Annotated in this window: 14 protein-coding genes; 8 read left to right on the top strand and 6 right to left on the bottom strand. The window is 65.7% G+C overall.

The window, feature by feature from the left end; translation table 11 throughout:
* Nucleotides 1-306 precede the first annotated feature (306 nt).
* Nucleotides 307-1,335 (top strand): glycosyltransferase family 2 protein, encoded by a 1,029-nt coding sequence (locus NR187_RS16630; protein WP_211381379.1) that lies wholly within the window; start codon nt 307-309, stop codon nt 1,333-1,335.
* A 10-nt stretch (nt 1,336-1,345) separates the two neighbouring features.
* Here the strand turns inward: NR187_RS16630 and NR187_RS16625 are convergent, their stop codons facing one another.
* Nucleotides 1,346-2,332 carry a glycosyltransferase gene (locus NR187_RS16625; RefSeq protein WP_256807071.1) on the bottom strand — a complete coding sequence of 329 codons (987 nt, stop codon included), beginning with the start codon at nt 2,330-2,332 and terminating at the stop codon, nt 1,346-1,348.
* Between the two features lie 239 nt (nt 2,333-2,571).
* Between NR187_RS16625 and NR187_RS16620 the strand changes: the two genes are divergently transcribed.
* The 3 genes from NR187_RS16620 to NR187_RS16610 all read left to right on the top strand — a co-directional run bounded on the left by NR187_RS16620 (nt 2,572) and on the right by NR187_RS16610 (nt 6,299).
* Nucleotides 2,572-3,639, top strand: a complete 1,068-nt coding sequence (locus NR187_RS16620; RefSeq protein WP_256807070.1) for a glycosyltransferase — start codon at nt 2,572-2,574, stop codon at nt 3,637-3,639.
* A gap of 39 nt (nt 3,640-3,678) precedes the next feature.
* Nucleotides 3,679-5,058 carry an O-antigen ligase gene (locus NR187_RS16615; protein ID WP_256807069.1) on the top strand — a complete coding sequence of 460 codons (1,380 nt, stop codon included), beginning with the start codon at nt 3,679-3,681 and terminating at the stop codon, nt 5,056-5,058.
* Between the two features lie 92 nt (nt 5,059-5,150).
* Nucleotides 5,151-6,299 carry a GNAT family N-acetyltransferase gene (locus tag NR187_RS16610; protein WP_256807068.1) on the top strand — a complete coding sequence of 383 codons (1,149 nt, stop codon included), beginning with the start codon at nt 5,151-5,153 and terminating at the stop codon, nt 6,297-6,299.
* A 21-nt stretch (nt 6,300-6,320) separates the two neighbouring features.
* Here NR187_RS16610 and NR187_RS16605 read toward each other — a convergent pair whose 3' ends face one another.
* Nucleotides 6,321-6,860 carry an alpha/beta hydrolase gene (locus NR187_RS16605; protein ID WP_256807067.1) on the bottom strand — a complete coding sequence of 180 codons (540 nt, stop codon included), beginning with the start codon at nt 6,858-6,860 and terminating at the stop codon, nt 6,321-6,323.
* 122 nt (nt 6,861-6,982) lie between these two features.
* On the opposite strand from NR187_RS16605, the gene NR187_RS16600 reads away from it, so the two are divergent.
* Nucleotides 6,983-7,459: an Lrp/AsnC family transcriptional regulator gene (locus NR187_RS16600; RefSeq protein ID WP_256807066.1), complete on the top strand. Its 477-nt coding sequence runs from the start codon at nt 6,983-6,985 to the stop codon at nt 7,457-7,459.
* Between the two features lie 338 nt (nt 7,460-7,797).
* Here the strand turns inward: NR187_RS16600 and wrbA are convergent, their stop codons facing one another.
* The 3 genes from wrbA to NR187_RS16585 all read right to left on the bottom strand — a co-directional run bounded on the left by wrbA (nt 7,798) and on the right by NR187_RS16585 (nt 10,034).
* A complete protein-coding gene (gene wrbA / locus NR187_RS16595) occupies nt 7,798-8,397 on the bottom strand; it encodes an NAD(P)H:quinone oxidoreductase (protein WP_211381386.1) in 600 nt (199 codons plus the stop codon).
* Nucleotides 8,398-8,548: 151 nt separating this feature from the next.
* Nucleotides 8,549-9,247, bottom strand: a complete 699-nt coding sequence (locus tag NR187_RS16590) for a pirin family protein (RefSeq protein ID WP_211381387.1) — start codon at nt 9,245-9,247, stop codon at nt 8,549-8,551.
* A gap of 34 nt (nt 9,248-9,281) precedes the next feature.
* Nucleotides 9,282-10,034, bottom strand: a complete 753-nt coding sequence (locus NR187_RS16585; RefSeq protein ID WP_211381388.1) for an SDR family NAD(P)-dependent oxidoreductase — start codon at nt 10,032-10,034, stop codon at nt 9,282-9,284.
* A gap of 116 nt (nt 10,035-10,150) precedes the next feature.
* Here NR187_RS16585 and NR187_RS16580 point away from each other — a divergent pair, with 116 nt between their 5' ends.
* Nucleotides 10,151-11,086, top strand: a complete 936-nt coding sequence (locus NR187_RS16580; protein ID WP_211381389.1) for a LysR family transcriptional regulator — start codon at nt 10,151-10,153, stop codon at nt 11,084-11,086.
* 54 nt (nt 11,087-11,140) lie between these two features.
* Here the strand turns inward: NR187_RS16580 and NR187_RS16575 are convergent, their stop codons facing one another.
* Nucleotides 11,141-11,398, bottom strand: a complete 258-nt coding sequence (locus tag NR187_RS16575; protein ID WP_211381390.1) for a hypothetical protein — start codon at nt 11,396-11,398, stop codon at nt 11,141-11,143.
* Between the two features lie 146 nt (nt 11,399-11,544).
* Here NR187_RS16575 and NR187_RS16570 point away from each other — a divergent pair, with 146 nt between their 5' ends.
* Entirely contained in the window at nt 11,545-12,531 is a 987-nt protein-coding gene (locus tag NR187_RS16570; RefSeq protein WP_256807065.1) for a tripartite tricarboxylate transporter substrate binding protein, read from the top strand.
* A 95-nt stretch (nt 12,532-12,626) separates the two neighbouring features.
* Nucleotides 12,627-12,977: a hypothetical protein gene (locus NR187_RS16565; RefSeq protein WP_211381392.1), complete on the top strand. Its 351-nt coding sequence runs from the start codon at nt 12,627-12,629 to the stop codon at nt 12,975-12,977.
* The last annotated feature ends 17 nt before the right edge of the window (nt 12,978-12,994 follow it).

The raw sequence follows: 12,994 nt of genomic DNA, 5'->3' as shown, positions 1-12,994 counted from the left end.
CCCGTCGCGGTGCTTACGGTCGGGTTAATGCGCACAGGCGTTAACTACCGTATCGTCCGCGCCGGCCGCCATTGGCACGGTGGACCGCGAATTGCAGTATCACGCGCGCAGGGTTTCGCAGGAGAAACACGCGAAAGCGGTTAAGCGTATGGACGGCGGGAGATCGGCCTGGTGCCGTGACGAGCCTCGCGACGGCCGTTCGTTTCGGGACGCATTTGTCCCGCGGCGATGTGCCGTCGTGGGACGGCACCGATCCGCGGGATCGAAGCAGGGCTTTTTCAACACATCTCGGACATCTAGAGCGTCATGACATTGATCCCGACAGACCTGTCCGCCGCGCGCATCTCGGATGCCGTGCGCGATCCCAATCGGGAGATCGCGGCGAGCTCCCGGGTCATCGACCTGTCGGTCGGCATCGTCGTCTGCATTCCCTGCTTTCGCCGCCCGCAGCACCTGCGGCTGACGCTGGACTCGCTCGCCAGCCAGCGCACCCCGCGCTCCTTCGCCGTCGTCATGGTCGAGAACGACGCGGCGGGACGGGAAAGCGCGCCGGTCGCCGCGGAGTATCTCGCCGCCGGCAGGCTCCAGGGCGTCTGCCTGGTCGAGAGGCGGCAGGGAAACTGCCAGGCGATCAACGCCGCGTTCGAGACGGCGCAGGCGCTGTTTCCCGCCGCGACCCGCTTCCTGATGATCGACGACGACGAGATCGCCTCGCCCGACTGGCTCGAGCTGATGGTTCGCACTGCGGAGGCCACCGGAGCCGACGTGGTCGGCGGGCCGGTGCTCCCGGTCTTCGACGACGACAGCAGGCCCTGGCTTGCGCGCCATCCCGCCTTCCGTCCCGCCTATGACTACAGCGGCGCGGTGCCGCTGATCTATGGCTGCGGCAACTGCCTGATCACGCGGGCGGCGTTCGAGCGGTTCGACCGCCCCGCCTTCGACCTGCGCTTCAACTTCCTCGGCGGCGGCGACTGCGACTTCTTCGTGCGATGCCGTGATGCCGGCATGACATTCCACTGGACGGCGGAGGCGGTCATCACGGAGACGGTGCCGCAAAGCCGGACCAGCCTCGGCTGGATCGCAAAGCGAGGCCTGCGCATCGGCGCGATCAACTATCGCGTGCAGTCCAAGGCCGCGCAGGGCGCGGCGGCGCGGGTGCGGGTGTTTGTGCAGATGCTCGCAAGGTTGCCGTTGTCGCTGGTGCGCACGGCCGGCCTGCTGCCATCGTCGAAGGCCGTCGTGGCGATGCATCCCGTGATGGTTGCGCTCGGCTCCGTGCTCGCGGCGTTCGGCATCGAGCCGAAGCCCTACGAAGCCTCGAAGATCGTGTCCTGATGCCGCAGGATTAGATGCCGAAGCAGGCGAGGGCGATCCTGGCCGCGGCGCGCGGCAGCGATTTGAGCGAACGGCGGCCGACCATCCCGAGATAGGCGAAGGCATCGCGATATCGACCGAAGCGGACCGCCTGCATCGCCGAATAAGTGACGAGATGGACCTCGGCGGCCCGGCGCAGCCCGGCTGCCGTGCCGACGGGCAGTCTTGCCATGATCAGTCCGTCGTCGAACACCCGCGCGATCGCCGGGAAGAAGTCCTGCGGCGTCCGCACGGCGGCATTCATGGTGTTGGCGGTATGCAGGCGGTAGTCGAGCAAAAGCTTTGGCGCGAATTCGAACTCGCCGATCGCGGCGAGCCGGCACCAGCAGTGCCAGTCCTCGCAATATCTGAGCGAGACGTCGAAGCCGCCGATGGCGCGGAAAGCCTCCGCACGTGCGAGCGCAAGGCCGCCATTGACGATGAAGTTGCCGGCCGCGAGCCGCGCCAGCACGTCGCCGGACGGTTTGCGGCGTCCTTTCAGCATATCCCGCCGGCCGATCTGCCGTCCCTCGCTGTCGATCGTGTTGTAGTCGCCGTAGACGAGAACCGCGCGGGGAGCACCGCGCGCAGCCGCAAGCAGCGCCCCGACCGCGCCTGGGCGCAGGCGGTCGTCGGCATCGAGGAAGAGCAGCCACTGACCGCTCGCATGTCGCGCGCCGAGATTGCGCGCGGCCGAGACGCCGGCGGAGTCGTTGCTGATCAGGCGCAGCCGCGGGTCACGAATGGTGCGGACGATGGCGGTGGTGTCGTCGGTCGAGCCGTCGTCCACGACGACCACTTCGCCGACCTCGCCTTGCGCCAGTGCGCTGGCGAGGGTTTCCGCGACATAGGCCGCGACGTTCTTGGCCGGAATCACGACGGACACCGAGATGGTCGAGCCGACCTGCAGCGGTTGGCGCGCCGCCGGATCGATCCGTGACGAGGCCGGCAATTCGAGAACGTCTTCGGCGGTGATCAAGCTGGGGCTCGTCTTTAAGGATCTGTTAACCAGGGCGCATTGGCGATGCGATCGATTGCAACCGAGGCCGCGGCGAATGATACTCGCATTGCGGACAAAATCGCTGTCGCGAACGCCGGCGCCGCAGCGGTTTCGAAGATTAGCGTTAAGCCGCCGGCATTAAGCCTGTGGCAAATTTGGAAGAGTGCGACAGCCGGTCCCATGCGAGAATGCGCACCTGGCTGCCGCGGATGGACCCAGTGCCCGCAAACACATTCGACCACGATCCCGACGACATGATCCTCAACCTCTTCTACGAGGACAAGGACGATCGCTGGTTTCCCGGCGACCGGCATCTGCGGCGCATGGCGCGCCGCATGCTGCTCGGTGAGCCGAGGATGAGCGGCCAGCTGCGGGTGTTCCTCAATCTCTGTGCGGGCCTCGATCGGCTCGGCATCCGCTACCGCGTCAACGACTACGGCTACATCGCGCGGCATCCCGACGAGCTCGCCTGCATCATCGGCCGCACCTTCCTGCTCGACAAGTTCGCGTGGAAGAATCCGATCCTGCTCGGTGTCGCCGCGCACAATCATCCGCTCGACGATCCCGACCTGTTCAAGCGCCTGCCGGTCAAGAAGGTCGTGGTGCCCGGCCCGTGGTACGTCGACATGTACCGGCCGCATTGGCCCGACACGGAGGCCTGGCCGGTCGGCATCGACACGGATCTGTGGGCACCGTCGCCGACGTCGCAAAAGAGCGTCGACGTCCTGATCTACGACAAGGTGCACTGGGACCGCGAGCGCTATGCGCCGGAGCTGATCGAGCCCGTCCGCGCCCGGCTCGCCAGGGAAGGCCGCTCGTTCATCGAGCTGCGTTACGGCAGCTACAAGGAAGAAGACTATCAGACAGCTCTCGCGCAATCGCGTGCGATGATCTTCCTGTGCCAGAACGAGAGCCAGGGCATCGCCTATCAGCAGGCCCTGTCCTGCGGTGTGCCGGTGCTCGCCTGGGATCCGGGCGGGCCCTGGCGCGACCCCGATTATTATCCGCATCGCGTCCAGTTCGCGCCGGTGTCGTCGGTGCCGTACTGGGATGATCGTTGCGGTGCCAGATTCGCGGACACCGACGGGTTCGAGGCGGGCTGGGACGATTTCTGGGCCGGGTGCGCCGCCGACAAGTTCGATCCGCGGGGGTATGTCCTCGACAATCTCACGCTGGAGCAGCGCGCGCTGCAATATTACGAGATCGCGCGGAGCATCGTGCGGAAGCCGGCGGTATCGCAGACACCGGGTAGAGTGGTTGACGAATGCTTAACAGGGATGGGCTAAGACCTGAAGCTTCCCCGGCCTCATTACCTGCCTTGAGCCATGGACCGCAGCGCCGCCGAGATCACTGACGTCGAGACCCGATCGTTCGGTCACGTCCTGCGCGATGGCCTTGCGGAGCTGAATGCCGTGCGGGCCGCGCGTTGTCTCGTCGCGGTCGCGGCGCTGCTTCTCGTGCTGGTGACGCTCGATCCGTTTCCCGACCTGCGCAACGCGGACGTCACCACCGTCGTCGGCGGACGCATGGCGCTCACCTATGTCTCCTGGGGGCTGCTGGCCGCGGTCGCGGTGCTGTTCGTCGCCGCCACGGATGCGCCCGCGCTGAAGAGCTTGGTGACGCCGCTGCATCTTTGCCTGGTCGGCTGGCTGTTGATCAACATCGCCCTCTCCGAGAGCCGCGGCGTTTCGATGCAGCGCTTTGTGCTCGCGGCCAGCGTGATGTCGCTCGCGGTCCTGTTGCCGTTGCTGCCGCCGACGCAGCGCGGATTCAACCTTTGTCTCGGCGGCGCGGCGCTCGTGCTGCTCGTCCTCTGCTATCTCGGCGTCTTCCTCGCCCCGCAATACTCGATCCACACGGCGCTCGATGTCACCGAGCCGCAGCTGGCCGGCGACTGGCGCGGCAGCTTTGGCCACAAGAACATCGCCTCGCCGGTGATGACCATCCTGGTCTATGTCGGCATTTACCTGTGCGGCGTCGGGTCGTTCGTGATGGGACCGACGATCGCCGCGCTGGCCGGCATCTTCTTGATCTTCACCGGCGGCAAGACGTCGTCGGTGCTGTGTCTTGCGATCTACGCGCTCGCCTCGCTGGTCTATGTCACGCCGAGCCTGTGGCTGAAGCGGATCATCTGCTTCGTGCCGCTGGTCGTGATGAACCTGCTGACGGTCGGCAGTGTCATGAGCCCGGCGCTCGGCGCCATGACGCGGCTGCTTCCGCTCGATCCGACCTTCACCGGCCGTTCCGCGATCTGGGAGTTCGCGCTCGCGGCCGTTGCCGAGAAGCCGATCATCGGCCACGGCTATGCGGCTTTCTGGGACGACGTGACCGCAAGGCAGACCACCCAGGGCGCCGAATGGGCGACGTCCGCGGCGCACAGCCACAACAGCTATCTCGATCTTGCGGTCACCATCGGTCTGCCGGGGCTGTTGCTCGTGATCCTCATCTTCGTGCTTGCGCCGCTCGCCAATTTCCAGTCGGCGCAGGCCCATAATCGGAGTGGCGCGCTGGCGAAGCTGTTCCTGACCGTGTGGCTGTTCGGGCTGTATTACGGGGCCACCGAAACCTTCCTGCTCGAACGGCAGAATCCGATCTGGTTCATGTTCGCGATGGCCGTGGCCGGCCTGCACTTCCTGGCGAGGTTCCAATGCGTCGAGCAAACGGAACAGCGCGCTGACAGCTTGTCGCAGCCGGGACGGCCGTAGTGGCATCGGCTTAACGATATGCAGCGGCGTCACTTGTGGTCAGCGGCAAACATAATCTATCTGGAAACATTCGGTAATCGTATGTTGCGCGGATGACGTTCCTCAGCGTCGAGAAGCCAGATGGTCTTGTGTCCAGCACGTCTGGGATCGCGATCGATTTCCTTCGCGACTGGCGGCACGCCGCGCTGCGCCCGAGCGCCGGGCACCGCACGGCTTTCCAGCATGGCCACTGGCTCGGCGCGTGGTACGAGGCGTTCCACGATCTCGCGCCGCTGATCGCAGTCGTCTCCGATGTTGCGACCGGCAAGGATATCGCAATGGTGCCGATGATCAGCCACGTCAGGCGCGGCATCCGCATCGTCGAATTCGCCGACCTCGGCGTTTCCGACAACAACGCGCCGATCCTGGCGCTCGATGCCGCGTTGGACGCGGTTGCCACGGATGCGATCGGCAAGGCGCTGATCGACGCGTTGCGCGCGCTGCCCGACCGCTTCGACCTGCTGCGTCTGAAGAAGATGCCGGCCCAAATCGGCGGCAAGCCGAACCCGCTGGTGTCGCTCGGCCGGGTCGGATCCTGCTCGCTCAACGGCAATCTCGTGCTGACGGGCGACGACTACGAGGACTACCAGGCCTCGATCAAGCGCATGCAGATGCCGCGCTGCTGGCGCGTCTTCAGCCGTCATGCCGGCGCGCGATTCGAGATCGCCGCTGATGTCACGCGTGCGCGCGAGCTGCTGGACGTGATGGATGTCCAGCAGCAGGCGCGCATGCGCAAGCTCGGCTCGCGCTTCGTCCTCAACGACGAAGCCCATGCCAGGTTCTATCGCGAGGTCGCCCGCCAGGGCGTCGCGGACGGCTATGCCGTCATTTCGGCGCTGGTGTGCGACGAGACCGTCGTCGCCACCACCCTCGGCGTCAGGTCTGGTGCGACCTATTTCCTGCTGCGCATCAGCCACGCCGGCGATTCCTGGTCGAGCTGCTCGCCGGGGCTGCTGGTCACGGAGCGCACCATGGCGACGCTGCATGCGGAGGGCGTGCGCCGCTTCGACCTCAGCATCGGCAACCAGGGCTACAAGCGCCGTTTCGGCGCCGAGCCCGTGCCGCTGACCGATGTCAGCGTTGCGCTGTCCTGGCGCGGGATGCCTTACGCATGGCGCGACCATGCCGCGCAGGGCCTGCGCGGTCGCCACCCCAGGCTTGCCGCCCTCGCGGCACGGGCGATGGGCAAGGGGGCACGCTGACAGGCGCCGTCGTTTTGTCCGTCATCCACGAAGGCCCGCACGAAAGGCGTCCAGCAATGCGCGGCCCTGCGGCCAGGCGCCGAGCCCGCTCGACGCATTGATGTGACCGAGTTCACCCGGCACGATCAGAGCGGATTGCCAGGCGCGCGCAAATTTCTGACTTGTCTCGAGTCCGCCATAGGGGTCATTCGTGCTCGCGATGATGAGCGAGGGAAAGCGCAGCGGGCTGTTCGGCAGCGGCCTGAACGAAACGGCCTGGACGGGAAAATTGGCGCCATCCGGATCGGGGACAGCGACCAGAAAGGCGCCTGCGATCGCGGAGGGGAGGCGCGCGGCCCAGTGCGCGACCAGCAGGCAGGCGAGGCTATGTGCGACCAGCACCGGCGGCTTCGCGCAGCGCCTGACTGTCCGCTCCAGGGATTGTTCCCAGTCGTCGAGGTCGGGCTGGTCCCAGCTCGCCGGCTGAAATCGCGTGAAGCGCGCGTCGGTGCGCTCCCAGATCGTCTGCCAATGGGTCTCTCCGGAGCCGCCGAGGCCAGGCAAGGTGATGATGTCGTGCATGATCGTTCCGTGATATCTGAGATGGAGGCGCAGTGTGGCCGGTCACGGTCCTGCATCACATGGCAAGTCATCGGCGGAATCGATCATCTGCCGATGATCTCAAGGCGGAATGGAGAATTTTGTTGGATCGCTTCGGGAGGATCGACGCCAAGGACTTGAAGATCCTGGAGGCGCTGCAAGCCAATGCGCGGGTGCCGCTGTCCGAGCTTGGGCGTTCCGTCGGATTGTCCCAGCCGGCCGTCTTCGAGCGCGTCAAGCGGCTCGAGGAAGCCGGCATCATCGAGGGCTATGGCGCCCGGATCAATTCGCGCGCGCTTGGCCTCGGCCTGATGGCGCTGGTGCGCCTGCGCACCACGCATGAGCACATCAAGACCTGCCTCAAACGGTTCGCTGAGATCCCCCACATCATCGAGGTCCATCGCGTCACCGGCGATGACTGCTTCGTGCTCAAGGTGCTCGTTCCGGCGCCGGAGGATCTGGAGACGATCGTGGATCGTATTGCCGGCTTTGGCGCCGTCACCACCTCGCTCGTGCTGCGTAGCGAACCGGTGCGGCCGATCGGCAAAGACCTCATCAGGAAGCAAGCCGAACGCGGTTGAGGCGTGTCCCGCGCGATCGACAGGTCACCGCGCCGTCACGATTGCGCCGAGCTTCCGGTTGTCGCGTGTGTCGTGTTATCGACGGCGGATCACGCCTTCGTGCAGCCTGCGCAGTGAAAGCGGCCGCGTGAGGCCCTGAAAAGGCTGCGGCAATACCAGCGCCGCGCCAGTGCCTGGGCGGGCCTGCGGATCATCTGCGCGATCAACAAGAGTTCGAAAGCCATTCGTAGCGCATTTGGTTGGTGAGATATCCACAAAGATGGGGCGGCATTCCCGAGAGAGAATGCCGCCCGCGTCGCATCAGCCATGCAGTCGGTCGTGAAGCTTAACCGTGCAGCTCAGCCATGGAGTTTCCTGGCGGTCTCCGCGATCTGGCGGCCCTGATAGCGCGCGCCCGCGAGTTCGTTGACGCTGGGCTGGCGGCTGCCGTCGCCGCCGGTGATCGTGGTGGCGCCGTAGGGTGCGCCGCCGGTGACCTCGTCGAGCTTCATCTGGCCGGCAAAACCGTAGTTCAGGCCGACCACGACCATGCCGAAATGCAGGAGGTTGGTGATGATCGAGAACAGCGTCGTCTCCTGGCCGCCGTGCTGGGTCGCAGTCGCGGTGAAGGCGCCGCCGACCTTGCCGTGCAGAGCACCCTTGGCCCAGAGCCCGCCGGCCTGGTCGAGGAAGTTGGCCATCTGCGAGGCCATCCGCCCGAAACGGGTGCCGGTGCCGACGATGATCGCATCGTAATTGGCGAGGTCCTCGATCTTGGCGATCGGTGCGGCCTGGTCGACCTTGTAGTACGAGGCCTTGGCGACTTCGGCCGGCACTAGCTCGGGTACGCGCTTGATGTCGACGGTGGCACCGGCTTCGCGCGCGCCTTCGGCGACGGCATTGGCCATCGCTTCGATGTGGCCATAGGCGGAATAATAAAGGACGAGAACTTTGGTCATGATGGTCTCCGTTGTGTGGGTTCGATGCGCCGAGTTGTGCTGTTCGTTGTCATTGCCGGGCCTGACCCGGCAATCCAGCGCGCTTCGAAAGGCGCCCTGCGAAGGTGATGGATGCCCGGCTCAAGGCCGGGCATGACGGGTTGTTGCGTCGTTACGCCGCGTCGACGAGCACGATCTCGGAATCTTCCAGTGCCGTGATCTTCAGCCTGTCCTCGTCGCGGATCGCGGCGCCGTCGCGGGCGTTGACGCGCACGCCGTTGATCTCGACCGACCCCGCCGCGGGCACGAGATAAAGGTGCCGCGACTTCTGCGGATCGTACTCGGCGCTCTCGCCGGCTTTCAGCGTGGTCGCCAGCACCCGTGCATCGGCGCGGATCGGCAGCGCGTCCGCATCGTCCTGGAAGCCGCTCGCGATGGTGACGAGCTTGCCGGAGCGGTCCGCCTTCGGAAACGGTTTCGAGCCCCAGGTCGGCTGTCCCCCGCGCGCGGTCGGCTCGATCCAGATCTGGAAGATCCGCGTCCTGGTCGGCTCGAGATTGTACTCGGAGTGGCGGATGCCGCTGCCCGCGCTCATCACCTGCACGTCGCCCGCCTCGGTGCGACCCTCGTTGCCGAGGCTGTCCTGGTGAGTGATCGCACCCTCGCGCACATAGGTGATGATTTCCATGTTGGCGTGGGGATGGGCGGGAAAGCCGGTGTTCGGCGCGATCTCGTCGTCGTTCCATACCCGCAAGGCGCCGTGACCCATGTTGTTCGGGTCATAGTGGCTGGCGAAGGAGAAGTGATGCTTGGCCTTGAGCCAGCCGTGGTCGGCGCCGCCGAGCCTGTCGAAAGGTCTGAGTTCGATCATCTGCGTAATTCCTTTTGGTGAGGGGGCGCCTTGATCAGGCGCCGAACCCGCCGTCGACGTTGAGCACGGTGCCGGTGACGAAGGAGGCTTCGGGGCTGGCGAGGAAGACGACGCCGGCGGCGACTTCCTCGGGGCGGCCGAAGCGCTGCAGTGCGTGCTGCTTGCGCTGGGTCTCAGCGAACTCGCCGCCGTCCTTCGGGTTCATGTCGGTGTCGATCGAGCCGGGCTGCACCACGTTCACTGTGATGCCGCGCGGGCCGAGGTCGCGTGCCGCGCCCTTGGTGTAGCCGACCACGGCCGCCTTGGTCGCGACGTAATCGGCAAGGCCCGGGAACGAGGCGCGATCGGCCAGCATCGAGCCGACGGTGACGATGCGGCCGCCTTCTCCCATCAACTGTGACGCTGTGCGGATCGCGGCGATCACACCATGCACGTTGATCGAGTCCTGGCGCGCCAGCGCGTCGGTATCCGCGTTCAAATCATCGATCGCGCCGCCGGCGGCGACGCCGGCATTGTTGACGAGGATGTCGAGATGACCGAACTCCTTCGCGACGTCCTTGACGAGCTGGGTGACGTCCTTGGCCGAAGCCTGATCGGCCTTGAAGGCGCGAGCCTTGACGCCGCGGGCCTTCAGCTCGCTGACGACCGCTTCAGCCTTTTCGGGCGAGGCAACATAGCTGATGGCGACATCGGCACCTTCGTCGGCAAGAGCGCGGGCCGATGCCGCGCCGATGCCGCGGGAGCCGCCGGTGACGAGTGCAACCTTGCCTGAGAGCTTCTTGGTCATTGGATTTCTCCATTCCTGCATGTCTGATGACCCTTGGATAAGCCTCCCTCTGTGGTATAGAAATAGAAACTGTTGAAACGCATTGTTTCCTATATCGTCGCGATTGGACCGCTCCCATGGCAAAACTCCCGGATTTCGAGGCCCTCGCGATTTTCGCAAAAGTCGTGGAATTGCGGTCGTTTGCGGGGGCCGCGAGTGAGCTTGCGACGTCCAAGGCGACGGTGTCCAAGGCGGTGACCCGGCTGGAGGAGCGGCTCGGTGCCCGGCTGTTCAACCGCACTTCGCGCCGGCTGGCGCTGACCGATGCCGGGCACAAGCTCGCCGAACGGGCGACCCGTCTGCTCGCCGACGGTGAGGCGGCGGAGAACGAGGCGCTGGCGCAATCGGTGGCGCCGCGCGGCCTGGTGCGGCTCGCAGTGCCCATGACGTTCGGGATCAAGGCGGTGGCGCCGCTGCTGCCGGAGTTTTTTGAGACCTATCCGGAAGTCTCGGTCGATCTGCATCTGAGCGATGCGACCGTCGATCTGATCGGCGAGGGTTTTGACATGGCGGTGCGGATTGCGCGGCTGCCGGATTCCTCGCTGATCGCGCGGCGGCTCTTCACCATGCCGCGTTTCACGGTGGCGGCGCCGTCCTACCTCAAGCGCCACGGCCGGCCGACGCATCCGATGCATCTGGCCGAGCACAAATGCTTCAGCTACGCCTACCTCTCGACGCCGAATGTCTGGCACTACACCAATTCGGCCGGCGAGCAGGCCAGCGTGCGCCCGGGCGGACAGCTTCGCGTCAACAATGGTGAAGCGGTGATGCCGGCGCTGATCGCCGGTCTCGGCATTGCCGAGCTTCCCGAATTCATTGTCGGTGAAGCCATCTCCTCGGGTGAGGTCGAAGTGATCCTGAAGGACTGGAAGCAGGCCGAAGGCGCCGTGCATCTGGTGACGCCGCCCGGCGGCCCGCGCCCCGCACGCGTCGAGGCGCTCGGCGATTTTCTCGCGGCGAAGCTGCCGGGCACGTGCAAGCGGCGGGTGCGCGGAAAGGCAAAGCCGTCATAGAGCGGGCGGGACCATCAGTCATTGAGAGAGCAGCGAAGTAATGATGGAATTCGGCTACGACACCTTTACGCCGTCGCGCGCGACAATGCGCAGGCCCGGCTTCAGCGTCTCTTCGAGCTGCGACTTCAATTCGTGCACACGCGGGTCGCTCGAGCGCTTCGCGCAGACCGCGTATTGATGCACCGATTTCGCCAGGGCGCGCCGCGCTTCCGGCGTACGCGTCACGTCGGGCTTTGAAAGCCGCAGGACGATCGCGGCGAGATTCACCAGCATCTCGTCCAGGGCGACGTCGATGGTTGCGAGTTTTCCCATGACACACTTCCTGGGAGGGCAACGATGGCTCGGGGGATGCGTTCCGGGTCCGGCCCAACATGGTTAATGCTTCGTAAACGGCTTGTTCTTGCCGATCGCCACGTTAGGCTGGGAGCGAAACAAGAACAATCGAGGAGGGGGCTTCCATGGATCGTCGCGACATCCTGCGCGCCGCTGCTGCATTGCCGCTGTTGCGCGCTGCGCTGCCGGACCCTGCTTTTGCGCAAGCCTATCCCGCCCGCAACATCACGATGATCGTGCCGTTTCCGGCCGGCGGGCAGGCCGATCTCGCGGCGCGTCCCGTCGCACAGGCTCTGGAGCGGATCCTCGGCAAGCCGGTCATCGTCGACAACCGCGCCGGCGGCGGCGGCGGATCGGTCGGCAACGCCGCGGCGGCGCGCGCCGAGCCTGACGGCTACACGCTGCTGATGGCGCTGTCTTCGCTTGCGGTGCTGCCGGAGGCCGACCGGCTGTTCGACCGTCCCGTCGCCTACGAGGTCTCGCAGTTCATGCCGATCGCGCGCGTGCTGGCCGATCCCACGCTGCTCGCCGTGCCGGCCTCGGCACCGTGGAGGACGGCGCAGGATTTCGTCGAGGATGCGAAGAAACGCCCGGGCCAGATCACCTATGGCTCGTCGGGCCCCTACGGCACGCTGCACGTGGCGATGGAGATGTTCGCAAACAGCGCCGGCATCAAGCTGCTGCACGTGCCGTTCCGTGGCGCGGGTCCCGCGCTGACCGCGATCCTCAGTGGGACCGTGCAGGCGATCGCCGCCGCACCCGGCACGCTGAAGCCGCAGGTCGACGACGGCAAGCTGCGCGTGCTCGGCAATTGCGGCGCGCGGCGCATCGCGAGCTTCCCGGATGTCCCGACCTTCCAGGAACTCGGCTACAAGGACGTCGAGATGTACATCTGGGCCGGCCTGTTCGCACAGAGCACGTTGCCGGCGTCGATCGCGACCCGCCTGCGCGAGGCGATGGCGCAGGTGATGACGAGTCCGGACGTGCTCAAGGCCTTCGAGACGTCGGGCAGTCTGGTCGCCTATCAGGACGCGCCGGCCTTCTCCGAGTTCGTGGCGACCGACAGCGCGCGGCTGATTACGGCGGTCAAGAAGATCGGCAAGGTCGAATAGGTTCCCCGTCCGTTTTCACATTTTTTTGTTGGTCCAGAACCTCTCCGCGTCTCATTGATTGAAGAGAATTCGAGAGACTCGCGAAGGAATCGGACATGCGAACAGAGCGGATTGCGCTGGGTGTGGCGCTTGCGGTCGGCGGCATCGTCGCGCATAGCGCTGCATCCGCTGAAGAGTATCGCGGAACCATGGAGCAGCAGATGGCCTGCACGCCGGATGTGTGGCGGCTGTGCAGCGATCAGATCCCTGACGTCAGCCGCATCACGGCTTGCTTGCAGCAGAATACGCCGCAACTCTCTAGCGGCTGCCGCGCGGTGTTCCAATCCAATAACCAGATGCAGCCGCAGCAGCCGGTTCCGCGCAATCGCGCTGCGCCGCCACCGCGTTACAACGCCGCGCCGCCGCCTCCGCCGGAACAGCCCCGGCCTTACGACGAGGATGATTAGCGCTGCCTGGAGCAGGA

The sequence above is a fragment of the Bradyrhizobium sp. Bra64 genome (assembly GCF_024519875.1).
Lineage (GTDB): Bacteria > Pseudomonadota > Alphaproteobacteria > Rhizobiales > Xanthobacteraceae > Bradyrhizobium > Bradyrhizobium japonicum_G.
The sequence above is the reverse complement of the archived record's forward strand: the minus strand, read 5'-3'. Positions and strand labels throughout refer to the sequence as shown.